This is a genomic window from Paenibacillus sp. ALE2, from assembly GCF_054113385.1.
Genome location: NZ_CM134213.1, coordinates 3,137,161 through 3,163,155 on the forward strand (window position 1 = coordinate 3,137,161; position 25,995 = coordinate 3,163,155).

The following is a 25,995-nucleotide window of genomic DNA, read 5'->3' on the forward strand; positions in this document are numbered from 1 at the left end:
TTCAATCTGAGACTACAGAAATTGACAAAACTAAAGGGTGCTTTGTATGATAGCTCTCGTATCAACGGCAAAAATTGGGATTGAAGTTAGGAATACGAAATCATAAATTTGAAGTTTCTGTGTTATATGACTTTTGATTTTGAATTTTATCTCATTTGAATGCCTTGCCGTTAAAAGCCGAATAGCGCTTCGGACCGATTTTCGAGGTTATATGCCTGTACCGTAAATGTGGTATAAGCTCAATCCTTTGACGAATTTAAATGTTAAGTAGGGGGGAGGAGGCAAATGAACTAAAAATGAATATTCGTCCGTTTCAAATTGGACATCCCATGTTCGAATATGGAGCAATGGACCTATACTCAAACTTTATTCATTTGTCGACAGCGATGGAAATCATTTATCAAACCAACCGGACAATGCTTTTTGAAGAGATTAACCCGGAAAAGCTGGACCTGATCACCATTGTAGGTGATGTGAAGGGTATCGACAGCTTGAGCGATGAGAAGATCAAGGAAATTAATCAGCACCTTCTGGTGCGCAGCTTTGACGAATTTTTGGATAAGTTTTCACCGACCGTGTATTCATTTTTTAACGCGGCCAATCAAAAGGTCGTCTACACCCTTAAAAAGCCTGAGGGAATTGATGAGGATAGCATTTCTGAAATTCGTATCAATCAAAGCAATGATTTTCTGAAAATGTTGTTTACGCTCATTGATACTAAGCGCAGTCAAGGAATCACCAATGTAGATTTCAAATTTGAAAATCTGTTGGATATGATTTCACCGAAAAAGGTTATGGACGATATTCGTCAAGTCCGCAAAGAAATTCACTATATGTACGGTGAATACGACAAGCTGGATGATGGCGATCCGAAGAAACTTGATATGGGTGACAAGCTCAATGCCATGTTCGAGGAAGCGAGCCAGAACTATAACAACGTTATGGCTATGCTGCCACTGGCCATTGAGGACATCAAAACCCGACTTCTGCTCGGTGGGGCCCAAGAGGAAAACGCCGGTGAGTTGATTCAGGTGGGTATGCTCTCCATTGGGGAAAGCGGCGAACTGAAAATTATTGAAGCGCCGAAGAGCGAAAGTACTGAACTGATGCTGTTGGATGAGAACAGCACTGGCGATCTCTCCCAAGTATTCGAAGAAGATTACAACTCTATTACAGATACGCCTTCTGACTATGTAAAAGACTTGGTGGTTCGCACGTTTGTGCCACTGCCAGCTGTTCAGACTAAGGTTGACACAGCGGTTGAAGTTCAGAACTACAACACGTATCTGGAGTTCTATAAAAATGCCAAGGATGATTTCGTAAAGGCGGTTAAGCCGCTGGTAGAAAAAATCCTCGGTGTCAAAATGTTCTTCGATCAATATGCGACGAAGAGCAAAGGGATGCTGCCGACAATGCTGGTAGCGAATAACAAGCTGGACATGCTGGTGAAAAGTAGCAATATCCCGCGTCTGGAAACGTACCTGAACACCGTAAATGCCAAAAATGAATTCAGCGACACCATCTGGTTCGGGATCGTTCCATCTATCGAGCTTGAAGCAGCCGGTAAGGTAAAAGTTTCTCGTGAACGCTTTAAGGGCAACGAGAAGGTCGTAAAGCAGGGCGGAAATTCGATGGAATCGCTTTCGATGCTGCTGCAAGTCGTGAAGGATTATAAAATTCAAATGTTCTTTAACTTTGAATCCGGTGAAGAGACGACCTTCAACAGTATGGCGACAGCAGGCATCGATAAATATGTCGATAAATGCGCCAGTCTTGTACGCAGAGAATATAGCGAATTTGCGATTCCTTGTGTACCGAACTTTACCATTATTCCGAAGGATAAATCGGGTGTCATTATTGATAGCAAAATGCTACAGACCGAAGACGGTGTGCAGCTCTCCAAGGAAAAAGAAGATATTCTCAAGCTGTGGATCGAGGGCGTATATGTGGGCGCTGCCTATGTGGCCGCTGGCTTGGTCGCTTCCTATCAATGTCCTGAATACCTGCGTGAGACGTTCAAAACGGTCAATAAAAACTTCCCGGGTGTACGCTTCGACATTGAAGCTGGAGACAACAGTCTGCGCACGGTGACGACGATGGCCAAGGAAATCACTGGGTTCACCAACACGATCAAGGATGCCATCAACCGTAAAAACTTTGGCTTTGTATTCTCGTCCGAGAATGCTCAGATTCAGGATAAGGATATCCGCCGGATTACTGTCTACAAGGCAAGAAGCATGGCGATGTCCGAGGACGGCTTTGACTCCATCTACAAAACGCTGGTCAGCACGTACATTGAACGTATTTTGCGCTACCAAACAGGTGACTTCAAACACGAAAATATCGTCCGCTTCTTTAGTAACAATCCGAGCAGCCAGAAGAGCAAGTGGCTGAGCAGCAGAGGATCTGTGAACTCGATCATTCAGGACGGAGATGATATGAGCTTCATTATTGACGAGAAAAGCAATATGTGTCATATCGATCTGGTCTTCAATGGTAATGTGAAGAACCTGGAAGTCATGATCACTAAGGGAACCAGCTCGGTCAAATCATGATCCGAGCACTACGAAAGATGGTAGAGGCGTTTCTATCCAGAACCGCCTTTATACATAAATCGCGGAGAAGCCCTGCTTCTTCCGCCATCATTTTACCTAATATCAAGGAGGCAACACACATGGGATTCAGATTGAAAGTAGAAGGACAAGAAACAATCGAGCTGGGCTTGGATAACATCCAAACGGTTATTTATGACACCGATACACCGGACGATTCCAATGCACGCTCCACTGACGTAGGCTCCACGCTGCGCATCAGCGGTAAAATCATCACAGCAGTAGATGGTGACAGCGCGGATGACACGCTGAAACTGGCTTTGTGGTCTCTGGTTCCTGCTGAAAAAGCAGACAGCTACCGTAAAGTAACACTGGAAGTTATCGCAGCCGATCAAGTGGTGCGTAAAATCTACTTCCCGAATGCTTTCGTTGTAGACTACAACGAGCACTTCGGTGACACAGAAGGTGTAGGTGCGTTTACACTCTACATCAAACAAAAGAAAGACAAAACCGAGTTGGCTACTATCGACGGCGGATATCCGGTTTAAGCTTAACGTCTTAATGTTAAGCGCGGCTTAAACACACACTCACCCGGCGCATACGTGAAGGGTGGATAAATATTAAGAGGCCTACGGGTCTCTTAATATTTATTTTTTTCGGAGAGGGGAACATCAGACAATGACCAACTACTATGAGCTGCTCGGTGTCGGCCGGGATGCTTCGGAGGCAGAGATTAAGCAAGCTTACCGTAAACTGGCCAAAAAGTATCATCCTGATACCAACCAGGGAAGCGAGGAAGCAACGCGCAAGTTCAAGCTGATTCACGAGGCTTACAATACCTTGCGTGACGAAGCATTGCGGCAGGCATACGATGCTGAGCTCATCCGAAAAGCTACGGGAACTAGCGGAGAACAGCAAGATAAAGCGAGAGGGGCAGCACCTTCAGGCGGTACGCGTAGGACAGCTAAAGGATTCAATCCGGCTGACATAGGCACTGATTTTGAGCAATTTTTCGGCTTTCATCCGAAAACGAAGGAGGGCTCACCAGGGAAAAAAACAAAAAAATCCGGTGATCCGACGGATACCTCAGCCATGTTCAACCAATTTTTTGGTATTCGTAAAAAGTGATGATTTCAGGATAGAAACGGGGGAAGCAAGCAGTGAAAACGGCGCAGAGCAGATGGGTTTTCATCATAGATGTTGCCATGTTCGGGCTGATGCTGGCGATCGCCTTTTATGTGTTTAATCGTACAGGCTACAGCGGTTTGAAGACTGTGGTCGCGATAGGTATTGGGATTAGCGTGCTTGTATACATACTACGCAATCTGGTGTCCGTGGTACCTGTGCCCAAGCCAAAGGCAGAGCATAAACGGATTGCCAAGCTGGTGTTGATTGATGAAGAGGGTGAGTCTGTTAAAGAATGGTATATTGAAGGCGAAACCTCATTGTTAATCGGCAAAACAACATCACGCTCTGAAGCGGATATTGATTTAGCAGGTACAGATTATGCTTCCTTGGTAAGTGTGGAGCATGCGGTACTCAACCGGGTAAACAGCGACTGGTTTGTGGAGGATGTGGATTCCGACAACGGTACCGGGCTACGGTCTGCGAACGAAAGTGTCACCAAAAAGCTGGAAAGTGGCGAGCCTTACCGAATTTACTCAGGCGACTTATTATATATTGCCAATACCAGGCTGCTCGTTAAATAGAAGAAATTGCACAACACGTAGATCGCTGTAAAGACAATCAAGACAATGGGGGAAGGAACCGACTATGAGTTTGACAAGATGCCCGAATGGACACATGTTCAGTACACGAAAGCACGGAAACACGTGTCCTTATTGTAATTCGGTAGTAAATATAGCCGCACCCAAGAGCGCGGAACCAGCAGCGAAAACAAACGTTGCGGGAGACGATGACAAAACCATGCCGTATTTAGGCGAGACGGTAGGGATTCACCCGGTAACCGGATGGCTGGTATGTATCGAAGGAGCACAGGTGGGTCAGGACTATCGCATTATGGCAGAAAAAAACTTTATCGGGCGCGCAGAGGAAATGCATGTCCGTATTATCGGAGACAACACGATTTCCCGCAGAAATCATGCGGTCATTGTGTATGATCCGAAGAAACGCAACTTTTACTTGCTGCCAGGCGATTCGTCAGGCTTGGCGTATCACAATAACGAGGCGGTATATTCACCAGTGGAGCTGGCTGCTTATGACGTGATTCAGCTCGGACGCAGCAAATTTATCTTTATTCCGCTGTGCGGCGCTCATTTCGAGTGGGATAACGAAAATTAGAACGGAAGTGGGCAATGGTGCAGGGAGGTAACGAGATGCAGCCTTATTTTGTTGTATGTGGAGCTGCGGTGCTGTTCGCTGTTCTTCTCATCATCCGTATACGACTGACGCGAAGTTCCGGCAACCGTACCGTGAGTGGAATTGAGATTGGAAATGGTCAAACGATCGGGAGCCGGAGCGAGCAGGATGATTATTTCTCCAGTATGACCACTCCTGTGGGTACGCTGGCTGTTGTTGCAGACGGGATCAGTGGGCTGGCTAATGGACGTATGTCCAGTACCTTGGCTGTGACGACTTTTACGAAGGCATTTGCCAAGTTAGAAGATGCAACGAATTTGAACGGATATTTTGCAGAGGCGGCAACCCAAAGCAATCGCGGTATTTTGCAAAATTTGAATGGGCAGGGCGGGGGAACGACGCTCGCGGCGGTCATTGTGTGCGGCTATCAGCTGTATTACGGAGCGGTGGGCGACAGCTTGATTACAATTTACCGCAATGGTCACTTTCAGACAGTCAATTCTAAGCATACAGCGGAAACACTGCTGGAAGAACGAGTGCTTGCTGGACAAATGACCTCAGAGGAAGCTAAAACGAGTCCTGTACGCAATCAACTGGTCAACTACTTGGGTTATGAAGGCTTTGAGAGCATGGAACTGGGGAATGCACCGATTCGCCTGTATTCGGGTGATTATGTGCTGCTGTGCAGTGATGGCATTCAGGAGGCGCTGACTGAGATTGAGCAGGAAGAGATCATGCGCAAGGGCGGAACACCGCAGGAAATGGCGGATGCCATGATCGACACCATTAACGATAAAGGGTTTAAAAGTCAGGATAATGCGACAGTGCTTATTTTGGCGATAGGATGAAACAAGAAAGACGGGGGTAGCGATGCGCAAGGACAACAGCGATTTTAGTACCGCCTTTGTGTCGGAAGCGGGCTCTTATATAGATAACCGGGACTATTTTGCATTCATGGAGACGGACGACATGGCCTGTTATGTCCTCGCAGACGGTCTGGATTCGGATCAGGAGCTGCGCAGCGCAGAAATGGTAGTCAAAACGGTGCTGGAAAACTTTATGGAGAAGCCTTCCATGTCCAAGCGGCGTTTGATGAGAGATCTGCGTGAAGCGCAGGAATGGCTGCAATTTGAAAGCCGTCGTGTCCGGCTTAAGGCCAGTCTACTGATGGTAGTGACCAACTACAACAAAATGGTGTACGTTTCGTGCGGTAATGTGCGGCTATATCATTTTCGCAATGGAAGGCTTAATTTTCGCAGTAAGGATCATAGCCTGGCTCAGTCACTGGCAGATGATGGTCGTATTCCAGACGAAGCGACCAGTACACACGAGGAACGGGGGAATCTGCTGGAATACTTGGGGAATCCGAATGGGTTTCATGCCCATTACGCCAAAAAGACACAGCTTGCAGATGGAGATGTCATGCTGCTCGCTACATCTGGGATGTGGGAGGACGTTGAACTGGCGGAAATGCTGGGTGCGCTGGAGGAAGCGAAGGACCCGGGTATGCTGACGGATACGTTGGAAGAGGTCCTGCTGAGCAAACAGCGCCGGACGGTGAATAATTACACGGCTGCCGCCATTTATGTAAACAAAGTTTTCCAGGAAAAGCCTAAAAACCGTCGTAAGCTGATCAAACGGATTTTGATTGCGTTGCTCGCCTTTGTAATCGTGGGCGGAGGAGCATGGATTACACTGGCGCGTATGGCTGCGAACAAAGCGGCTGCGCTGGAAACGATGATCGAATCGGCTCAGGCTGCGGATGATTATGCAAGAGCTGGTGATTATGCAAAAGCGCTCAAATCCTACAGTGAAGCGAAAAACGCGGCAGTTAAGATTAATGATAAAATTCACAAGCGGTTGTACACGGCAGAGCAGAAAGTATCTCAATTGATGGTCGACGGAGACGGCTATGTGGAAAAGGCCGATTTTACCAAAGCTGAAGCCAGCTACGATAAAGCACGGAAAAGCGCCGGGCTATATCCACCCTTTAATGTGAAGGACATTGAGCATAAAATCGACCAACTGGACAGCTATGCCGAGACGGCGAGCTGGATGAAGGACGGAGATTTAAAATTCCAGGGTGGCGATTACACAAATGCACTCAAGCTGTACAAAAAAGCAAATAAGGCTGCGATGGAATCCGGCTATACGTCCGCGCAAAAAGAGCTGGAGAAGAAGATTGCAGAGACCAATGATAAATTGACAGCTATTCAGCAGCAGCTCAAGGAGATTCAAGCTGGCAAGCTTCAGGCCAAAGGGGATCGGCTGATGAAAGATCTCGATTATGAAGGGGCCATTGATGCTTATAGCGGAGCACAGGAGATCTATCAGGAGATTGATAAGCTCGAAAGTGTTCTGGCGCTGGAGCGGAGCATAGCCAAGGCGGAGGAAAAGCAGAGCGCGGAGCAGCAGAAAAATGGACAGCTTCCTGCTGGATTGGGATTGTCTGACGGAGTGTTGAACGACACAGATGCTGGAGACGCAGCGAGTGAAGCTTCATCTTCCGCTGCGGCAACCTCTGCCACAGCATCGCAAGCGAAGGCTGCGCCGACGGCTTCAGCGGGTACTACGCCCGCGAAGAGGGAAGCCTCTCCGACTGCAAAAAGTGGTGGTACGGGGGATGGCAATGCCGCTTCGACCAAGGCGGACACCAGCAAAGAGCAAGGAACTGCTGATTCTGCTTCTAAAGCAGCCGGGGCGTCTAATTCAGAGAGTCAAGATCAGGCTGCTGCGAACGGGAAATAAGTTTTTATGTTCATTGAATGCTGGAGCCGGAAAGGAGTGAGACGTCGTGAAAGAGCTGGTACAAGATCGTTTGAGCAAGATGGACGATTTAGAGCAGAGACGTTTACTGAAAAATATGATGGCGGGGGTATTTATGAACCTCGTCGAATATCAGGAAGAAATGACCCGCCAGCTAGAACGGCGGGTATTTGAGGAAATTGAGAATACAGAAGAAAAGTTTGATGTGTATGTGTCATTGACATCGCGTGAGGACTATGACCCGATTCATGAATTTTTATATCCTGTGTTGCCCTCCGATGCAGTAGAAAAACAGGTAGACATCAGTCGTGTGGCAGAGGTGGTGCGCGAAGGCGGGGAGATGCCGCTATTTACGCTTTTTCTCGGAATGGAGACCGAACAAATCTCGGCACTGGTACGCAGCAAACGAATTTTCTTAGGAATGCTGGTCACGGAAACTGCAAAATACCCGATTCGTTTTCGTCTGGAGCATAATCGTTCTTATATGTTGGAGATTGAGCAGTTGTATCATACATTTATGCAAAATGGCATGCCGTGGAAAACGATTAATCATCCATACGCTTATAAATTTGTGGACTGTGTATTGATTGGTGGGGACGGCGAGCCGGCCGCTCATGAAGAAATCCATGAAATCTCGATTTCGTTGGAGGAATTCGACGTTTATAAGAAAGCCGATGTTTTTCCGTTGTGGAACATTGAAAGACTGGCTCTAAAGAACAGCGGTTTTCCTATACCAGCTATGGATCGTGTGAACTATGAGCATGTGCTGCCTTTGCGTAAAACAGGATCAGAGCATGGTTACCTGATTGACGGGACTGAAAGTGATATCCGCTATATCAAGCGGACAGAAGAGGAACTGACGATTGTCACACCACGTGATAAATCTGGCGAATGGAATGTGTTGAAGGTTACGAAACCATTTACAACCAAGCTTAGTCGTCAGACTTTTCCGGTATTGTCTAATCGGCGGCAGGACAGCTTTTTGGGTCGCTATGCAGGAAAACAGGCCGTGATTGTCCGGGCTAAAGCAGAGATCACGCGCATCGTTAATTCGTTTGAAGCGGCACAGGGGCTAGAGCTAGAGCGTGTGGACATCTGGGGAGGTGCTGGGCGAAATGATACAAGCAACCTTGTAACCAAAACTCAGACGTATCCGTTAAATCCGTTTGTCAGCGATAATGTACGGACAGAGGATGGCAAGCAGATCATGCGATTGGGGTTCAGACGTGGTTCTGAGGATGTGTTGCCAACCACACCTGCTTACATTTTATCCGATTTAATGAGCTTTCTGGTGTCGGAAGTGCAGATGTATTTTCCAGAGTACAAGTGTGAAGGAGAATGGGTGTGAATTACGTTTGGGATTTGCTCATGCGCGCAAGGAAACAGGGGCTGGATGTAGATAAATTCCGCTTCGTACCCGCTGTCAGCTATTCTCCGTATATGGAGCTTAGCTTGGCTGAGCTGAATACGTCCCATTTGGAGCAGGTAGTGGAGATTAATCCGTACTACCGCTTTTATTCTATTTTTCGGGATCTGTTTCCACCGGATGCAGCAGAGGATCTGGAGCTGAGAGAATCGCTATTTGATATTATGATGCATTTTCTGGCGGAGATCGATTTGTATCAAGGGATGAATCGGCGAGAGTACCATATCCGGTTTGTTCAGCGTGATATTGCGGATGGCATCTTTGGCCCGAAGGTAAAGGAAGCCTTTGGACAATTAAACCGTGAGGAACAGGACGCGATTGCTGAAGGCCTGCTGCGCCTGTATGAGACGGGGGAAGCCGTACATCTGTTAAAACAAACGATGCGTCGCGTCTTCCATCGCTCGATCATTTACACCAACTGTGAGGAAAAAGACGAACTACTCATATATATTGGCCAGGAGGAGACGATGCTGTCACGAATCAAAGTCGATCTGATTCTCGATTTGTTTCTTCCAGCACGGTTTACGACGGAATTGTATTGGACCAGTCATTTCGGCATTTTGGAGGAAGACCCTACGATGAAAATAGATGCTATCGCCCTCTATTAAGGCTAAATGGCTAAGAAAGGACATGTGAACGATGAACGGACCCTATACATACAGGTTGCTAGACCCGCTCACCGATCGAAAAAGCGCTCGTTTCACGACTAAATACACGCAGGCGGAATTGGAGCAAATGACGACCTTTCAGTTGCGCGGGATATGTGATAAAGAGCGACTGGTCGAGGGCTTTGCGAATCGTCTGGCACGTGAAGAATTGATTCGCGTAATCTTGCGATTTCGAAGCGCGGAGGAGCATCTACTCATTACCAGACCCAATCCTGACGGTTTTGAACGTATGCAATCGGCACTACAGCGCAACTGGAATGACCGCCCGCAGGAGAGTGGCGGTATTCGGGTTCCCGCCAAAATCACGCTGTATCAGGGTGTGCGCACAGGTCGCATGGACAACTATCGGATCGAATCCGATTTGCCTTGGCTGAGCTCATCTAATGTGCTGCTGGTGAATGCGACAGGGGAATTATGTGGTGTTTTAAATTTGGTGAAGGATGAGGGACGAACAGGCGTATATTATCTTTCTCGTCACCGCGATGCTGAACTGCGAGAGACATCTAATCATAGCTATAGCTTGCTGTTTCTGCGAAGACAGGAGTCAGAATATTTTTATAACCTCTACTATGGAGACAAGCCGATGCTACCGCTGAAACTTCAGGGTCATCGAATCCCGGTGGCAGAGCTGATCATTCGGGGCACGGAAACAACCGTAGCGGTACTGGCGATTGATTTTGGCACCTCGAACACCACGGCAGGTGCTTATTTGGATAGTTCCTACGTTACGGCCCCTGATACAGGGATGAGCAGCACAGTAAGGCTGGACGCTATCAATTATGTGTCATTCCCTGGTCCAGAAGGTACGGAAGGCGACTGGATCGAAGTGCTGCCGACCGCCATTCGCGTCGCGGACTGCTCCAATCCCGAGCATATCGTTTATGTATTTGGGGAGGAGGCACTACGTGGAAGTGATGTGGCAGGCAGCCGTGCTACGGTATTGCGGGGGATTAAACGTTGGGTCAATGACTATAAGCGAATCGAAGAATTAATGGATTCTGAGGGGAATACAGCAACCGCTTCCCGCAGCGATATTTTAGCGGCGTTTATCCGTTATGTGATTGCTACAGCCGAGCAGCAATTTAAGTGTCGGTTTCGCAATTTACACTTTTCTGCTCCTGTCAAGCTGCAGCCCCAATTTATTGAGATGTTTAGCGATATTTTGCCTGATTATCGGATTGAAGCGGAGGATGCGCTGGACGAAGGGCTGGCAGTGCTGTACAACACGTTGGCAGACCAGATGGAACGAGGAACTTTTGCAGACGGTGAGGAGTATCAGGCACTTGTCATTGATTGTGGTGGGGGCACGACAGATTTGTCTTCCTGCCGCTTCCGGATTGAAGATGGACGTATTGCTTACAAGCTGGATATTCACACAACGTATGAAAATGGGGATACCAATTTTGGTGGAAATAATCTGACGTATCGGATTATGCAGTTTATGAAAATTGTATTTGCAGGTTATTACGCTGCGGAGACGCGTTTGCCTGACACTGATATTGATGCTCTGATCGGCATTCCTTCGGGAGATTTGTACCGTCATGTGGATGAGTTTGGTGTAGATGCTGTATATGCAGGGCTGGAGGAACGGTATCGTGAGGCAGAGGCGATCTTGCCTACCGCGTTCAAACGGTATGAGCATGCTACACGGGATGAATATCAACGGGTACTGAGTAATTTTCATCTGCTGTGGAGTGCGGCAGAAAATATGAAAAAGGAATTTTTTCTACGTACGGGGATATTGCGCAGCCGCTTTGAATCCGAGCAGGTATTATCTGCTGAAAGCGACCTGAACATTGCCGTAATGGATCGTTGGCTGGTTTCGGTCATTGAGAATGGACGGTTCCGTGATGAATATGGTCTACCTGATGTAGTGTTTAATATTCGTGAAGTACAGCAGCTACTTAAGGCAGATATCTACAATATTGTGCGCAAGTTTCTGGATGATTTTTATTTGGAGGGACGCTTGCAGGATTATTCGATTATCAAGCTAACCGGGCAGTCCTGCCGGATTGACGTGTTCCGCGAAGCACTCAAGGAATTTGTACCGGGGCGCAGTATTGAGTTTCGACAAAAGGCAGAAGACCTGAGCCGAGTACCTGAGTTGAAAATGGCCTGTCTGCGCGGGGCTATCCGTTACCTGAACGCTAAAAAAATGGGAACCATTGAGCCTGTCATTACCAATCATATTCCAGCGATTCCGTATACGGTCAGCGCATGGACGCATACGGGGCGTGAGAAGGAACTGATTGCGAGTTTGGAAAGCAATCGGGTACGCGGTTCTATTTCCCGGCCGTCTCAAGCGGTTGAAGTAGAATTCTTCCTGACGGCCAACGGGGGCAAGCTGCGTCAGCGTCATGTGTACCGCAGTCGGCCAGATGCCTTTGAACCCATGCCGTATGAGGAAATTGCTGTGCTGTACGGGCAGGATATTCCACAGGATGATACGGACTCCATTCGCAATGAGGAGACGAAATATTTTGTTTTTGTCGGGGATAGTCGTTGGGGCTTTTACGTCGTACCGATTACTCGCCGTGATGAATTGCTGTATCTGGGTCCGAAGCGCTTTTATGCCTTCGAAAATGATCTCTCCGAGCTGGATTTCTTTGACGGCACGAAATAATAAATTAAGGATTTTGCAAAATGCAGAAATCAGAAAAGCACACAACACATGGAGGGAATAACATGCTGTATGCAGGTTTTTGGAAACGAACTTTGGCCTATATTATTGACAGCCTTATTTTAGGATTTGTATTTATGATTATCGGACTGGTCTGGATCATCATTCAGGCCATTGGAGATTGGGTGCCATCTCCGGCAGAAACCTCTATGCTGACAGACGGGCCGACTGCTATTTTTACTATGCAATTATTAGGACAAACTTTGATGAATTTGGGGGCTTCATGGTTGTATTTTGCGATCATGGAATCGTCCAAATGCAGAGCTACGGTGGGCAAGCTGGCTCTTGGTATCGTTGTAGTAGATGAATTTAACCAAAAGCTGCGCTTTGGACGTGCGAGTGCCCGCTACTGGAGTAAAATTGTATCGAGTATCATTTTGTGGATCGGTTTTATCATGGCAGGCTTTACAGCTAGAAAACAGGCTCTTCACGATCTGATTGCACGTACCTATGTTGTGGACAAGCGCGAGCTGAATTATATACTGCGCGAGCAGGCTGGGCGCGGAGCCGGGATGTAAAGGTAGATCAATAAACTCTGAGATTAAACCTCAGTCTTCAATCGGGGGGAGCACGATGGATATACGCAGATGTATAGAAAAGAATTTTCGCCTATTTATTGGATTACTTGGAGTAAGTAAAGCTCCACCCACCACCGATGATGGAGTTATTGTTCCGCCTCCTGCGCCTGGTGTGAATCGGCTATCTGTTCCCTTAAATAAAGAAGAATAGAGAAAGGAGGAAATCCCATGTTAACGCATATCGTTCCAAAGTTTGAAAAAGGTCGCATTCTCAAAACCGAGATGCTGGAAAATCTGCGGGATTACCCCCGTAGCTTTCTGGATATCCGGTATCAGGATTATTCGGATGGTATTATTACCGGAATGAATGTGACCGTCGGGGAACATGCGCTGACCGTAGGCAGAGGCATTGTAAAGCATAAAAATAGATTATACCTGCTGGAGCAAGAGCAGGAAGTTTCATATGTGGCTACGGGGCGGCTATCGGTGTTGAAGCTGCTCTTTTTGGAACAAACCGATCGCCCGGATTTCACCGTGCATCATGCAGATATTGTGCTAGAGGCCGAGGCTGAGATCGGATTGGATGAGCTGGAGTTGGGTCGATTCAAACTCAAAGATGGAGCTGTGCTTCGCTCCAATTATCAGGATTTTGCTGATATGGCTACTGAATTCAATACATGGAGTGATATCCATGCCCCCTTTGCGGGGTTGTATCAAAGTACGTTGCGCCCAGAAACGCTGCGCTATTTTGCATCCGAGCTGCTCAAAAGCGGTACAACCGATCCGATGGATTGTATGTTTGCTATGATGTGCCTGAACCTGGAGGCTGTGGACAGAGAATCTATCCAGCATTATATTGCAAACCGAAGTGGTGCGGAATATAAGGAATATTCACATGCTCAGCTCCATAGGCAACTAGTGCTGATTTTGGAAGGAGCCGGACGGGGGAAGCGCACAACAGGCCGCTGGCAGGGCGGTGGAGCTGGACGGATGATTGTGGATTAGAACATCAGATAGAGGAGTGGAGTATGCATCCCCTCTATCTTTACTTCTATGCCCCAGTATTTGTTAAATCAATCCGGTGTAAGCCTATACATTTTTTTAAATAAAAAAGACGACATATGTATAAAAACAGGAATAAAGTCACTAAGACTATAGTCGCTTGTTTGGTGAAGTATGCATTCCTTAACCTGCTGAAATTCGACATTTTATAGGCTAGATGGATGTGCTTGAGACTAGGCTTGAGATCAACAAGATTGTCATATCAAGGAATACGTCTTTTAAGAAATTATAAGTGAGAGAGACTTGAACGGATAAGTTGCAGCGATTGCGCAATTGTGCTTGTCCATGATGAGTCTTTTTATATCGCTCATCCATACCTTGTCAAACCAGTCCGATTAGAGTAGAAAATTTGCATACATATGTATAAAAATGAGTATAAAGTCGTGGAAGCGCCCTTTGCTACGGTGAATTGACAAAATATGAAGCAGTGGCTAATATGGTTGAGGACACGGGAGATATTGGAATTTATAAAGGGGTAATGAGTTTTGAATAAGAGACTAGATAACAGATGTAACTACAAAATGAGATGGGGCCAAACGATTTTGGGAGCGCTGTTGGCGCTTAGTCTGGTGTTACTCAGTGGAGGAAATGCGTGGGCTTCATCTAGTGAACAATTAAAATGGATTGAGGGTGGCCGAAAGGTAGACCTGGGAAATGTAGCTGCGGTTGATTTAGACTCATCTCTTCTTTTTTTGGATGCGGCTAACACTGCGAAGGTAAGCGAGATGAATCACGAAAAGCCATCTGGCAAGGAAATTGGGAGTATATTTCCGAAGGATGAAAATCAAAATTGGGAAGTTGTTTTTGAATACTATGAACTTGGACATATCAAGGATGATGAAAAAGAAGACATCGATGCAGATGCCATTCTAGATAGTTATAAAGAGGGTACGGAAGAGAGTAACAAGGAAAAAGTGGAAAGTGATCGTCTGTATGTTACAGGCTGGGATGTGGAGCCTTTTTATAATGAAACTACCCATAATTTAACCTGGTCTATGCTGGCGGAGGATGGGAACAAGGAAAAGCTGATTAATTATAATGTTCGTGTGCTCACTCGTCAGGGTTATATCTCTGCCATATTAGTGTCCGATCCTGCACATTTGGACGCGGATAAGAAGTTCTTGAATGAGAAAATATTACCCAAGCTGACAGTCAAATCAGGTGAGCGATACGAAGATTTTAATGCTTCAACGGACAAAATTTCTGAATATGGCCTGACCGGACTGATTTTGGGAGGGGCCGGCTTGGCAGTAGCTAAAAAGGTAGGCTTGTTGGCATTAATCCTTGCTTTTATTAAGGGCGCGGGAGTTAAGGTGCTTGTCCTCATTGGTGCTGCTTGTGTAGGTGTGTTTGGTGTGATAGGCAAGTTTTTTGCCAAATTATTTCGCAAGAAAAAGTCAGAATCTATGCACAATGAAACGAATGCTCAGGATCAGTCAGAAACATTACAGTAGCTCTAAAGAAACACACCATAATATAATTACTAACAAAAAGGTCAGGCAGCCTGATCAGTACACACTGAAGAGGTAGCATGGGCAAGAACATTATGAACAGATGATCATGGTAATGATAGACCTATGAATCATCTGTTTTTTATATTTATCCCTTGTAATACTTTCGGTATACCGCGGGTGTTGTGCCTTCATATTTTTTGAATATTTTAATAAAATACCCTGGCTCATTAAAGCCGAGCTCACTACTGATCTGGGATACAGGGATATCTGTAGCTTCGAGCAGCTGCTTCGCCCATTTCATCTTTAAGCGGGCAAGATAGCTGGAAAAGTTCTCACCCGTTTCCTTCGCAAACAGCCGACTAAAATAACTCGGACTAATGTGACACAAGTCAGCCATGGCTTTTAGAGAGAAAGTTTCACCTTTGTGCTCATAAATATATTCAAAGGCGGGTTTGAGTACAGGATTTCCGCACGGAATATCCTCATCCCCTGAGGAGTTCAGATAGGCATCTGCTAAGAAATTATTCATTTCTTTCTTAAGGCTTTCGATATGCTTCAGCGAGTAGCCAGGAAGGATATCAGACAATTGCGGACTGGACTGTATGGCCGAAGCCTTTTCGAACATTTCCGCGAGAAGATTTTTGTTCATTGCTTCTTCAACAATATAATTACACAATAAGGATAACATGTTGGAGATCATCTGAATTTCCTGATAGGTCATCGTCAGTAGATCGGCATAGTAGTCTTTAAGTTCCTCCCATTTGGAACTGTACAGTTTTTCATTTTTTGATGTGAGGATTTGTTCCAACTGTAAAGCGTTCGAAGGATCGGCTAGGCGAACCTGACCTGCCATGACGGCGCCGATGTACTTATCGTCGATAATGATTGGTACCGCGATGTCAACGATGTCATAATGACAGAGATAAATATAAGGTTTGTTGGAACGCACCGCTTCAAGTCCACCACGAGAGTCACATTTCTGGCAGTAGGGAAGGAGATTCTCATCTTGGCGAACCTTCTTGCAGAACGATTGACATTGGCTGTGACTAGTTACGGGATTCCCTCTATAATCGACGGTGAGAATGGCTAATTTGGTAACGGATGCTAATGAATCCTGCAACTGCTCCCACTTTTTCAAATCAAAGATTTTCTGGATGCTCAAATGTTCACGTATCAAGATTCTCATCCCTTAATGGTAAATTATCCTGTAAGCAACAACAAAAAAGTACAATTTACATGCTTCAGTGCAAAAAAATACGATTGCAAATTATAATATATTCCTTGATTCCTCCAATGTAAAGTTCACATAGTTCGTTTATAGTTTTAATCAGAACGAAACCAACACCATTAAAGGGAGGAATTATAGATGAGAAAAGCTTTTATCAGCCCAAGCAAATATGTACAAGGTGAAAACGAATTGTTGAATTTGGGTTACTATGTGAGTACCTTTGGCAAATCTGCTTTACTGATCGCGCATCCAGCCGATGTGGAGCGGGTGAAAGATAAGCTTGATTCCACTACGGAAAAGTATAACGTAACCTTTATTGAAAGCGGTTTTATGGGTGAGTGCTCCAGACAAGAAGTGTCTAGACTCCAAGAAATCGCCACTGCGAATGGATGTGATTGCATCGTTGGTCTCGGCGGCGGCAAAGCGATTGACGCGGCGAAATGTGTGGCACAAGGGGAAGCGCTTATCATCTGTCCGACGATTGCTGCGACGGATGCGCCGACAAGTCACTCGGCCGTTCTTTATACTCCAGAAGGCGCATTCGACGATTACGCCTATTTTAAACAAAGCCCGAGTGTCGTATTAGTTGACACCACTGTAATTGCCAATGCACCAACCCGATTCCTCGTATCAGGTATGGGTGATGCACTATCGACATACTTTGAAGCCCGTGCGACCTCTCGCTCTTACTCCAGGGTCAACGCTGGACTGCCTAATGGAGTACGCGAGGGACAGTGTGCGCCAGCCGTAGGTACGAATGCGGCGTTGGCACTTGCAACGTTATGCTATGAAATGCTCTTAAAAGACGGTGCCAAAGCAAAAGCGGCATGCGATGAAAATCATGTTACACAAGCACTCGAAAATATCATTGAAACTAATATTTTACTCTCAGGTCTTGGCTTCGAAAGCGGCGGACTTGCTGCGGCCCATGCGATTCATGATGGACTTACCATTCTGGAAGGCACGCATCACTATTACCATGGAGAAAAAGTCGCGTTCGGTACGATCGCACAGCTGGTGCTCGAAAACGCACCGACGGAAGAATTACATCAGGTACTGGATTTCTGTTTAACCATCGGTTTGCCGGTCTGCTTGGCCGATATCGGTGTCGATCATATCAGCCAGGAAGAACTCATGGAAGTAGCTGCTAAAGCCTGCATTGAGGAGGAATCGATTCATGCCATGCCGTTTCCGATCACGGTAGAGCAAGTTGCAGCGGCAATTGCTGCGGCCGACCGGATCGGCAGCCAGTACAAAGCGGAGGTAAAATAGCATGAAAAAGGTCATCAACCGTACGGAAAATTTGGTTCTTGAGATGTGCAGTGGTATCGCGCTCGCGCATCCCGAGTTGGAATTTCTACCAAAATATAAAGTGCTCAAGAAAAAGGAACTGAACACGGAGAAAGTAACGCTTATCAGCGGTGGTGGCAGCGGACACGAGCCCGCTCACGCCGGCTTTGTCGGCAAGGGGATGCTCGATGCGGCGGTCTGCGGTGATGTTTTTGCCTCTCCTTCGCAAATTCAAGTGTATCAGGCCATCCGTGCGACCGCTGGGAAAAAAGGCACACTGCTGATTATCAAAAACTACAGCGGCGATATCATGAACTTTAGAAACGGCGCTCATCTGGCTGCTGAAGATGGTCTGGAAGTGGACTATGTAAAGGTTGAAGACGACATCGCTGTAGAAGACAGTCTATATACGGTCGGACGGCGCGGTGTAGCGGGCACGGTACTTGTGCATAAGATCGCGGGTGCAGCGGCAGAAGAGGGGCGTAGTTTGGCAGAAGTCAAAGCAGTGGCGGAGAAAGCCGCTGCGAATGTACGCAGTATCGGATTTGCATTGACGTCGTGCACCGTGCCGGCGAAGGGCTCGCCAACGTTTGAGCTCGGGCCTGATGAAATCGAATACGGCGTGGGCATTCACGGCGAGCCTGGAATCAGACGCGAGAAGCTGACAGATGCGGATACGCTGGCACGCAGAATGGTAACCGACCTCCTTCGAGACATGCAGATCGAAAACGGATTCAGCGGAGAAATTGCACTGCTGATCAATGGTTTTGGCGGTACGCCTCTGCAAGAACTGTATCTTTTCAATTATGCGGTCACTCGCGAACTAGCAGCGAAGGGAATCAAGATCAATCGATCTTTCGTCAACAATTATATGACAAGTATCGATATGGCGGGCATCTCAGTTTCAATCATGAAGCTGGACGACGAACTGCAAACCTTACTTTCCCATGAAAGCAACACGCCTGCGTTCAAGGTGTCTGGACCTGCTGATCAAGTCGTGTTCACAGACCTATCAACTGTAGCAGACGAAAATCGGCAAGTATCTTTCGAGGTGGAAACTGCCCCTGCTTTTGCAGTTATTGAGGATAACAAGATTACGTTGAACAATCTGATATACCTGGTTGACAAAATGAGTGAGGTTATCATCAAGAATGAGGTGCCTTTTTGCGATCTTGATTCTCATGCAGGCGATGGCGACTTTGGCATGAGTGTTGCCAAGGGGTTCCGTCAGCTGAAACGGGAATGGAGCGACATCCTAAACCAAGATTCCTTGACGATGGGAAGCTTTCTCCATTCATGCTCGCTCGTCATCATGGAATACTGCGGTGGGGCTTCGGGTCCGATCTGGGGCTCAGCATTTCGCGCGGCAGCACGATCTGCGGGTGAACGAAGCGAACTGACCATTGCCGAATTCGCAGATATGATGCAGGCTGCGGTGCAAGGCATACAATCGACAGGTGAACGTTCTTTCGGTAGAGGAGCCGTCGTGGGTGATAAAACGCTTATTGATGCATTAGTGCCATGTGCGGATAGCTGGGTAGAGAGCGCGAAATCAAATGTTGACGTGAAGGAATCCTTTGTGCGAGGTGCTCAAGCCGCTGTCCTAGGGGCCAAAAAGACAGAAAACATCGTGGCGCGTATGGGACGTGCCGGAGCGGTCGGAGAGAGAAGCCTTGGTTATCCAGACGCGGGGGCTTATGCGCTTGGAGTGATTTTTACGGAGCTTGCTGAATGTTTGAACTAATTCGCTAATTCTTAAAAATTCAAGGTTTGTTCATTGCAATTGGGATGCATTAGGTTTATAATTTCAGACGGATTCAAAAGGCTTATCCCTGGATCCGTGGGAGTTCATCCCATCTGAGCAAGCATACTTGCATGCTCAAATAAGAATTAAGCGAGGGATTTACAATGAAAACCTGCTGCACCATCCAAGTTGACGAAGACAGTTTAGTTATTGATTTGCCAGAAGAAGGAACCACGCTAGAGTCCCTGCTCGGTGATATTGAGAGTTGTGGAGGCAGTGAAGAACCTTGGCTACAACTTATAGACAAGGTAATGGGTAACTCATCTGAGACTGTACTGACAGATCAAGCGACGGATGGCGGCGATATGAACGAAGATCAGGCAACCCAAGAACCTCAAGCTGCCGCTAAGGGGTAATAAGGACATCATACGTTAAGACGATATTGTTAACATTATCCGATCATATACAAGATCATGATAAGACTGCTGTACCGAGCCTAGGCATCGGGAAGCAGTCTTTTTTTAAGTTAAAGAGTTGCAATTAAGACTCTTTTTAACCTGTTAACCAGCCAAAATTGGCCAAATTTTTCAATAGCTAAATGAGACTTTTGTCCCTTCAGTACTCTACAGTAGCCAACTAAGGGGTACATATCCCAAAACCGTGACTTCTTATTCATTTTCTAGCATAAAGTCGAAATGTAACATGTAACTAACTATAATAGTAGTAACATCCATATACAGGTAAGTGACATCGAATGTTGGACCTGATCCTTTTATTGTATGAAGGAAGGGGCGAAAAAGCGGAGAACAACGTACTGATAAGTCTCATCTACTTTATTAAAAGGAAGGAATGTGTAAATGATGAACAGGCAATGGATCCTGCCAAGGATCGCAAAAAAAGTAGCAGTACTGCTAACAGCAGTGTTGCTATTAACGTTAACGAATGGGTTTAACTGGAATACGTCAACAGCAGAGGCGGCCGGGACGACCCCTGTGGAACGTTACGGACAACTTTCAGTAAAGAGCGGTAAACTGGTGGATAAAAATGGACAGCCTGTACAGCTCAAGGGCATTAGTTCTCATGGCGTCCAATGGTTTGGAGATCTGGTGAATCAGGACACTATGAAATGGTTGCGGGACGATTGGGGCATTTCCGTGTTTCGAGTTGCGTTGTACACTGAAGAAAACGGTTATATTGCCAATCCTTCATTGAAAAATAAAGTGAAGGAAGCCATTGAGGCAGCACAGAAATTGGGTCTGTACGTCATTATTGACTGGCACATTCTCTCAGATGGCGATCCGAACATTCATAAAAATGAAGCCAAAGCTTTCTTTAATGAATTTTCCACTAAGTATGGTCATTTGCCTAACGTAATCTATGAACTTGCTAATGAGCCGAATGGGAATGTGAACTGGAACAATCAAATTCGACCTTATGCATCCGAGGTATCTCAGGTTATTCGAGCTAAGGACCCGGATAATATTATTATTGTAGGAACAGGTACCTGGAGTCAGGATGTACATGATGCAGCAGACCATCCACTTCCAGACAAAAATACAATGTATACCGTGCATTTCTATGCGGGAACACATGGACAATATTTGCGCGATCGGGTTGATTATGCACTGAACAAGGGTGTAGGCATTTTTGCTACCGAGTGGGGGACAAGCGACGCTTCGGGTAACGGTGGCCCTTTCCTGAATGAATCCAAAGTATGGACTGACTTTCTGGCTAACCGTAAAATCAGTTGGGCCAATTGGTCGCTTGCTGACAAAAATGAGACCTCGGCTGCGCTGCTGCCTGGTGCTGATCGCAAGGGTGGATGGCCTGATTCACAATTAACAGCTTCCGGCAAATTCGTAAAACAGGCAATTCTGGAAGGCTCCAGCAGTTATGGTGGAGGAGGAAGCAACGGCGGAAATACCGGCGGAAACGGCAACAATGGCGGTAGTAACGATGGTGGAAACAACGGTGGTGATCACAGTGGAAGTACACCAGGCGGTGATAATGAAGGGATTGTGCTTCAATATCGCACCGATGACACGAACGCCAAGGATAATGCGATCCGACCTCAATTTAATATCAAAAATACGGGTAAAACAGCTGTGAAGCTGAGTGATCTGAAAATTCGCTACTATTATACAGATGAGAGCAAACAAGCTCAGCAGTTTTTTGTAGACTGGGCCAAGATTGGCAACGAAAAGGTAAAAGCGACTTTTGTAACATTGCCAAAGCTGAAGGCCAAGGCAGATAAATATGTAGAAATTTCTTTCACAGATGGAGCAGGAACGATTCAGCCCGGCGGCGAAACTGGGGAAATTCAATCCCGTATTCATGCTGCAAATTGGAGCAATTTTGATGAGACCAACGATTACTCCTATGGTGCTACCCAAACAGCATTCGCAGACTGGGACCATGGCACCGTATATCAGCAAGGTAAGCTGGTATGGGGTATAGAACCCTAGAATTCAGCCATGACAAACTTGGCTGGAATGAGTAAAGAGATGGGACTTTTGGTTGCACTCTTTTGAAGAAATAAAGTATAGCGTATGCGCCTTTGGTATATGGATGATGGAACTTTAGAAGTAAACAACTTATACTTCAGTTCCAATGGATATACTACTAAAGTACCATATGACATTCGACTTTTGTGGTATCTATATTACAACAAACCCCCGCTGTTGCCTTTATAGGCAGGCGGGGGTTTTAATGTTAATGAAAATCAGCCTCTGTTCATCTGTGTTTATACCAAATTAAAAGCTTTGGCCAGCAGACGGTAGGACTGAACACGTTTATTGAAGTCATGAATGGAAGAAACGACCAGTAATTCATCGGTACGATACTGCTCAGCCAGTCTTAGCAGCTGTTCCTTGCACTGCTCAGGAGTACCAACAACACGCCATGCTGCAGACTGGCGCAGCCGTTCACGATCAAATTCTGTATAGGGATAGGACATGGCTGTTTTCACCGATGGAAGAGAATTCATTTCTTTACCCTGCATGAGTAAAAGGAAATACAAACTAGCACTGGATGCCAGCTGCTCAGCTTCCTCTTCAGTTTCAGCGCAGGCTACCGTAACTGCCGCCATGGAGTGAGGCTTATATCCTAAAATCGAAGGCATGAATTGCTCGTGGTAACGCGCGGTAGCTTCTACGCCGCCCGGAGTACCGAAAAATTGGGCAAAGGCGTAGGAGGCACCCATCATCGCGGCCAATCTGGCGCTCTCCCCGCTGGAGCCAAGCAACCATAATTCAGGAACGGTTGATATCATCGGGGAGGCATGAAGGCCAGCAAACCGATGATTGTCAGGCACCGAATCATGGAAGTAGTCGATTAAATCTAGAATCTGCTGTGGATATTGTTCGACAGCTTGGTATTTCCCTTCCTGCAATGCGCGAGTAGCCAGCGGCAAGCCGCCTGGAGCACGTCCTATTCCCAAGTCAATGCGTCCAGGGTGGAGCGCCTCCAGTAACCGGAAGTTTTCAGCTACTTTATAGGCGCTATAGTGTGGCAGCATAATGCCGCCTGAACCCACACGAATCCGCGATGTGTGAGCAGCCAAATGAGCAATCAATACCTCGGGACTGGAGTGTGCTAGTGTTTTGGACGCATGATGCTCGGATACCCAATAACGGCTATACCCCAGTTGATCAGCTTCACGCGCTAAATCTGTTGTATTAGACAATGCATCTTGAGCAGAACCGCCTTCAGGAATATGAGACTGGTCCAGTATACCCAGTTTAAGCATTTTACAATCACCTCTTACACAACTGTATCAAACACAACCCATTTGGTCAAAATTCAAAACTGGATAGGTTGGAGTTTGGGCATCTTTTCGTTATAATAAAGGATGCATAAGGGATGAGAGAACATCTCTGCTCATGGAGAGGGGATTACATTTGTGTTAAGAACACCTTTAGGGCGTGTCCGGCTCATGCTCTGGATTCAAGCTATAGCGTATTTGGCGATACTATTCACCCACCAGCCGCTGCAAGCTGCGGGCATGACCCAGGCGGTTATGGTGATTGGTAACATATACCGGGTGAGCTTTCTGTTGCTCCTCGTCGCTTTGATCTATGGAAAAACCGCATTGCATTGGTCTTTACGGCGGCCTCTTTTCATTATGTTTGCATCCTTCATTCCGTTTGGTCTAATGATTATGGATTTTGTTTGGGTGCGAAAATGGACAGGGGATTCGACAGCAGAACAGAGAACTGCATCGTAAACTTTACAGGAGAGGTGCTTCGCTGTGAAGTGCGGTAGGAGCTTGTCTATGGAAGCGAGATTGGCTCCGATGCAGTAGAAAGAACATTGCGCAGATGGATGCGTGGTGTTCTTTTTTTATGCACCGGAGGAAACCGTTAACTCAATGTAATGCTAAGGTTTGAAGTAAAAATTCAGCCGTCTTGCGTCTGTGGAAACCTTCAACCCAATGTCCCGTGAACGGATAAATTTCAATCGTCTTTGGTGATTCAATGCGGTTGTAAGCAGCGAAAATCGTCTCTGGCATACACACTGTATCCTTCAACCCTACAGATACCATGACAGGGATACGAATGCGATGAGCTAGATTCATCACGTCAAAATAACTCAATGTATGTAGTACCTGCTCCAAATGCTCGGGGAAGCGGTTTGCGAATTCGGCAGCTTCTGTCAGTGAACTGGTAGAATTCATCATGCCAAAATCCATATGACACATATTAGGAATATCCGCTACCGTCGTAGCAACTTTATCGCTGAGCGCAGCCACCATTAATGCAAGTCCACCGCCCTGGCTGGCGCCACTGATTGCGATTTTAGCCGAATCGACGTCGGCTTGCTCCGCCGCCCAGTCTACGGCTCTAAGGGCATCGGTTGTAATCGTTTTGTAGTAGCAGGTATCCTTGTCCAATATTCCTTTCGTGACCCAGCCTTTAACGGTTCCGTGAGGGTCATTCCGACGGTCCCCCGTTTCTCCTCCCTGACCACGAACATCTACCGCCAATACAGCAAAACCAAGCATTAGCCAAGATGAATAATCTTCAGGATAGCCCTTTCCGCCTGTGTAGCCATGAAACAGAACGATGCATGGCAGCTTCTGATCTCCTGCAAATCGGGGACGTACATACCAGGCATGCAGAGGCGTATCATCGATCCCCTCAAAAGTGACCCGATAGGCCATCATATGAGGATACGGTGTTTCTACGGGCGTTTTGAATGCACGTACAGGTTTGGCGTGAACTTCTTTCAGTGTTTTGTCCCAAAATAAATTCATATCTTTAGGGGTGGTAAGATCGGGAACGTACTGCTTCAATTCGGCAATTCTTTTTTCAATAACATTCATAATCAAAAATTCTCCTTCATATAGAATGAGTTCTCTTAGGCATTACTCGGTAAAGTGGATTTCTCCAGCTCGCTCAGCAGTTCAAATGCTCTTTCATTAGTGTCTCCGCATGTATCCTTATCCGCATGAAAGCCACTGCATACAGCAGGACGCTCAGGTTTTCCAAATAATTGGCAGCGGTAATCAGGCGTGAGTTGAGGGCAAGGAACACCAGCGGGTTTTCCGTCTGGCATGCCGGGAATAGGGGAAGAAATCGTAATGGCAATGCAACATGCAGCACATCCTACTCGACACTCCAGAGGGGGTCACTCCTTAATAATCTGTTATTTTTGTAACCTATGCATGAAGTGACTTCAGTGAAGCCATAATGTGAGGATGGCACAAAAAAAGCAGGAATACAAGGATAAACGGATAGGAGACACACTTTTCACACAAAGAGCATAAATAATCTGGGAGGCACGTAGGATGGTATCAAGCCCCCAAATCAGCGTACCATTGAGTGGTAATATTAACCATTTGGTCTCTGTGTGTTCAAAAGGAGTTCGAGTGGTTAATAATAGAACACAACGATAAAAACTAAAACGAGGTGACGCAAAATGAGTTGGTTATGGGCATTGATTGTTGGTGGTATTATTGGTTGGTTGGCAGGAATTATCGCAGGTCGTGATGTTCCGGGTGGTGTGATTGGTAACATCATCGCTGGTTTTATCGGTGGATGGTTGGGTAGCTTGATTCTGGGAGACTGGGGTCCTGAAATCGGATCGTTCTACATCGTTCCTGCATTAATTGGTGCGATTGTGCTAGTCGTGATTGTGAGCTTGATCTTCCGTTCCGTTGGACGGAGCAGAGGCTAACTTTACGAATTATTGAATAGACCCGTCCCGATGGGGCGCGAGTTAAAATGGAAAAAAGCTGCTTCCGCAAGGTTCACAAATGAACCTGTGGGAGCAGCTTTTTTTTGAGAT

24 protein-coding genes are annotated in these 25,995 nt (G+C 46.5%); 20 read left to right on the forward strand and 4 right to left on the reverse strand.

Annotation, left to right across the window (positions count from 1 at the left end):
- The first annotated feature begins 386 nt into the window (after positions 1 to 386).
- The 14 genes from ACXHJ1_RS13720 (at position 387) to ACXHJ1_RS13785 (ending at position 15,445) form a co-directional block, all read left to right on the forward strand.
- Positions 387 to 2,555 (forward strand): hypothetical protein, encoded by a 2,169-nt coding sequence (locus ACXHJ1_RS13720; protein ID WP_025365581.1) that lies wholly within the window; start codon positions 387 to 389, stop codon positions 2,553 to 2,555.
- Positions 2,556 to 2,674: 119 nt separating this feature from the next.
- Complete coding sequence (locus ACXHJ1_RS13725; protein WP_007431573.1) at positions 2,675 to 3,100, forward strand: hypothetical protein; 426 nt, start codon at positions 2,675 to 2,677, stop codon at positions 3,098 to 3,100.
- Positions 3,101 to 3,230: 130 nt separating this feature from the next.
- A complete protein-coding gene (locus ACXHJ1_RS13730; RefSeq protein ID WP_016818669.1) occupies positions 3,231 to 3,680 on the forward strand; it encodes a J domain-containing protein in 450 nt (149 codons plus the stop codon).
- 32 nt (positions 3,681 to 3,712) lie between these two features.
- On the forward strand, positions 3,713 to 4,261 hold the full coding sequence (locus ACXHJ1_RS13735) for an FHA domain-containing protein (protein ID WP_457904771.1): 549 nt from the start codon (positions 3,713 to 3,715) through the stop codon (positions 4,259 to 4,261).
- Between the two features lie 64 nt (positions 4,262 to 4,325).
- Positions 4,326 to 4,853: an FHA domain-containing protein gene (locus ACXHJ1_RS13740; protein WP_025365579.1), complete on the forward strand. Its 528-nt coding sequence runs from the start codon at positions 4,326 to 4,328 to the stop codon at positions 4,851 to 4,853.
- Between the two features lie 35 nt (positions 4,854 to 4,888).
- Positions 4,889 to 5,719: a PP2C family protein-serine/threonine phosphatase gene (locus ACXHJ1_RS13745; RefSeq protein ID WP_044787224.1), complete on the forward strand. Its 831-nt coding sequence runs from the start codon at positions 4,889 to 4,891 to the stop codon at positions 5,717 to 5,719.
- A gap of 22 nt (positions 5,720 to 5,741) precedes the next feature.
- A complete protein-coding gene (locus tag ACXHJ1_RS13750; protein WP_457904772.1) occupies positions 5,742 to 7,619 on the forward strand; it encodes a serine/threonine protein phosphatase in 1,878 nt (625 codons plus the stop codon).
- Between the two features lie 46 nt (positions 7,620 to 7,665).
- Positions 7,666 to 8,985 (forward strand): normocyte-binding protein, encoded by a 1,320-nt coding sequence (locus ACXHJ1_RS13755; RefSeq protein ID WP_457904773.1) that lies wholly within the window; start codon positions 7,666 to 7,668, stop codon positions 8,983 to 8,985.
- The gene (locus ACXHJ1_RS13760) at positions 8,982 to 9,671 is read left to right on the forward strand and encodes a hypothetical protein (RefSeq protein ID WP_016818675.1); all 690 of its coding nucleotides are present in this window, start codon (positions 8,982 to 8,984) and stop codon (positions 9,669 to 9,671) included. The genes ACXHJ1_RS13755 and ACXHJ1_RS13760 overlap by 4 nt, the downstream gene beginning before the upstream one ends.
- Positions 9,672 to 9,702: 31 nt before the next feature.
- Positions 9,703 to 12,354, forward strand: a complete 2,652-nt coding sequence (locus tag ACXHJ1_RS13765; RefSeq protein WP_457904774.1) for a molecular chaperone — start codon at positions 9,703 to 9,705, stop codon at positions 12,352 to 12,354.
- 62 nt (positions 12,355 to 12,416) lie between these two features.
- The gene (locus tag ACXHJ1_RS13770; RefSeq protein ID WP_153794491.1) at positions 12,417 to 12,929 is read left to right on the forward strand and encodes an RDD family protein; all 513 of its coding nucleotides are present in this window, start codon (positions 12,417 to 12,419) and stop codon (positions 12,927 to 12,929) included.
- A gap of 55 nt (positions 12,930 to 12,984) precedes the next feature.
- The gene (locus ACXHJ1_RS13775) at positions 12,985 to 13,140 is read left to right on the forward strand and encodes a hypothetical protein (RefSeq protein WP_162835280.1); all 156 of its coding nucleotides are present in this window, start codon (positions 12,985 to 12,987) and stop codon (positions 13,138 to 13,140) included.
- 17 nt (positions 13,141 to 13,157) lie between these two features.
- Complete coding sequence (locus ACXHJ1_RS13780) at positions 13,158 to 13,934, forward strand: DNA and RNA helicase (RefSeq protein WP_153794490.1); 777 nt, start codon at positions 13,158 to 13,160, stop codon at positions 13,932 to 13,934.
- Between the two features lie 578 nt (positions 13,935 to 14,512).
- A complete protein-coding gene (locus tag ACXHJ1_RS13785; RefSeq protein ID WP_016818679.1) occupies positions 14,513 to 15,445 on the forward strand; it encodes a DUF2167 domain-containing protein in 933 nt (310 codons plus the stop codon).
- Positions 15,446 to 15,590: 145 nt separating this feature from the next.
- On the opposite strand, the gene ACXHJ1_RS13790 is transcribed toward ACXHJ1_RS13785, so the two are convergent.
- Complete coding sequence (locus ACXHJ1_RS13790) at positions 15,591 to 16,622, reverse strand: PocR ligand-binding domain-containing protein (RefSeq protein WP_457904775.1); 1,032 nt, start codon at positions 16,620 to 16,622, stop codon at positions 15,591 to 15,593.
- 189 nt (positions 16,623 to 16,811) lie between these two features.
- Between ACXHJ1_RS13790 and ACXHJ1_RS13795 the strand changes: the two genes are divergently transcribed.
- The 4 genes from ACXHJ1_RS13795 to ACXHJ1_RS13810 all read left to right on the forward strand — a co-directional run bounded on the left by ACXHJ1_RS13795 (position 16,812) and on the right by ACXHJ1_RS13810 (position 22,172).
- Positions 16,812 to 17,945, forward strand: a complete 1,134-nt coding sequence (locus ACXHJ1_RS13795) for a glycerol dehydrogenase (RefSeq protein ID WP_016818681.1) — start codon at positions 16,812 to 16,814, stop codon at positions 17,943 to 17,945.
- 1 nt (position 17,946) lies between these two features.
- Positions 17,947 to 19,707, forward strand: coding sequence for a dihydroxyacetone kinase subunit DhaK (gene dhaK, locus ACXHJ1_RS13800; protein ID WP_457904776.1), 1,761 nt, complete (start codon positions 17,947 to 17,949; stop codon positions 19,705 to 19,707).
- 164 nt (positions 19,708 to 19,871) lie between these two features.
- The gene (locus tag ACXHJ1_RS13805; RefSeq protein ID WP_013372537.1) at positions 19,872 to 20,123 is read left to right on the forward strand and encodes a hypothetical protein; all 252 of its coding nucleotides are present in this window, start codon (positions 19,872 to 19,874) and stop codon (positions 20,121 to 20,123) included.
- Between the two features lie 441 nt (positions 20,124 to 20,564).
- Positions 20,565 to 22,172: a cellulase family glycosylhydrolase gene (locus tag ACXHJ1_RS13810; RefSeq protein WP_457904777.1), complete on the forward strand. Its 1,608-nt coding sequence runs from the start codon at positions 20,565 to 20,567 to the stop codon at positions 22,170 to 22,172.
- Positions 22,173 to 22,450: 278 nt separating this feature from the next.
- Here ACXHJ1_RS13810 and ACXHJ1_RS13815 read toward each other — a convergent pair whose 3' ends face one another.
- Positions 22,451 to 23,455, reverse strand: coding sequence for an LLM class flavin-dependent oxidoreductase (locus tag ACXHJ1_RS13815; RefSeq protein WP_457904778.1), 1,005 nt, complete (start codon positions 23,453 to 23,455; stop codon positions 22,451 to 22,453).
- 153 nt (positions 23,456 to 23,608) lie between these two features.
- Between ACXHJ1_RS13815 and ACXHJ1_RS13820 the strand changes: the two genes are divergently transcribed.
- Complete coding sequence (locus ACXHJ1_RS13820) at positions 23,609 to 23,932, forward strand: DUF3817 domain-containing protein (protein WP_019688270.1); 324 nt, start codon at positions 23,609 to 23,611, stop codon at positions 23,930 to 23,932.
- 141 nt (positions 23,933 to 24,073) lie between these two features.
- Here the strand turns inward: ACXHJ1_RS13820 and ACXHJ1_RS13825 are convergent, their stop codons facing one another.
- Positions 24,074 to 25,030, reverse strand: coding sequence for an acetylxylan esterase (locus ACXHJ1_RS13825; protein WP_457904779.1), 957 nt, complete (start codon positions 25,028 to 25,030; stop codon positions 24,074 to 24,076).
- 35 nt (positions 25,031 to 25,065) lie between these two features.
- Positions 25,066 to 25,329 (reverse strand): YkgJ family cysteine cluster protein, encoded by a 264-nt coding sequence (locus ACXHJ1_RS13830; RefSeq protein ID WP_174822001.1) that lies wholly within the window; start codon positions 25,327 to 25,329, stop codon positions 25,066 to 25,068.
- Positions 25,330 to 25,626: 297 nt separating this feature from the next.
- Between ACXHJ1_RS13830 and ACXHJ1_RS13835 the strand changes: the two genes are divergently transcribed.
- On the forward strand, positions 25,627 to 25,884 hold the full coding sequence (locus tag ACXHJ1_RS13835; RefSeq protein ID WP_013372531.1) for a GlsB/YeaQ/YmgE family stress response membrane protein: 258 nt from the start codon (positions 25,627 to 25,629) through the stop codon (positions 25,882 to 25,884).
- Positions 25,885 to 25,995: the final 111 nt, after the last annotated feature.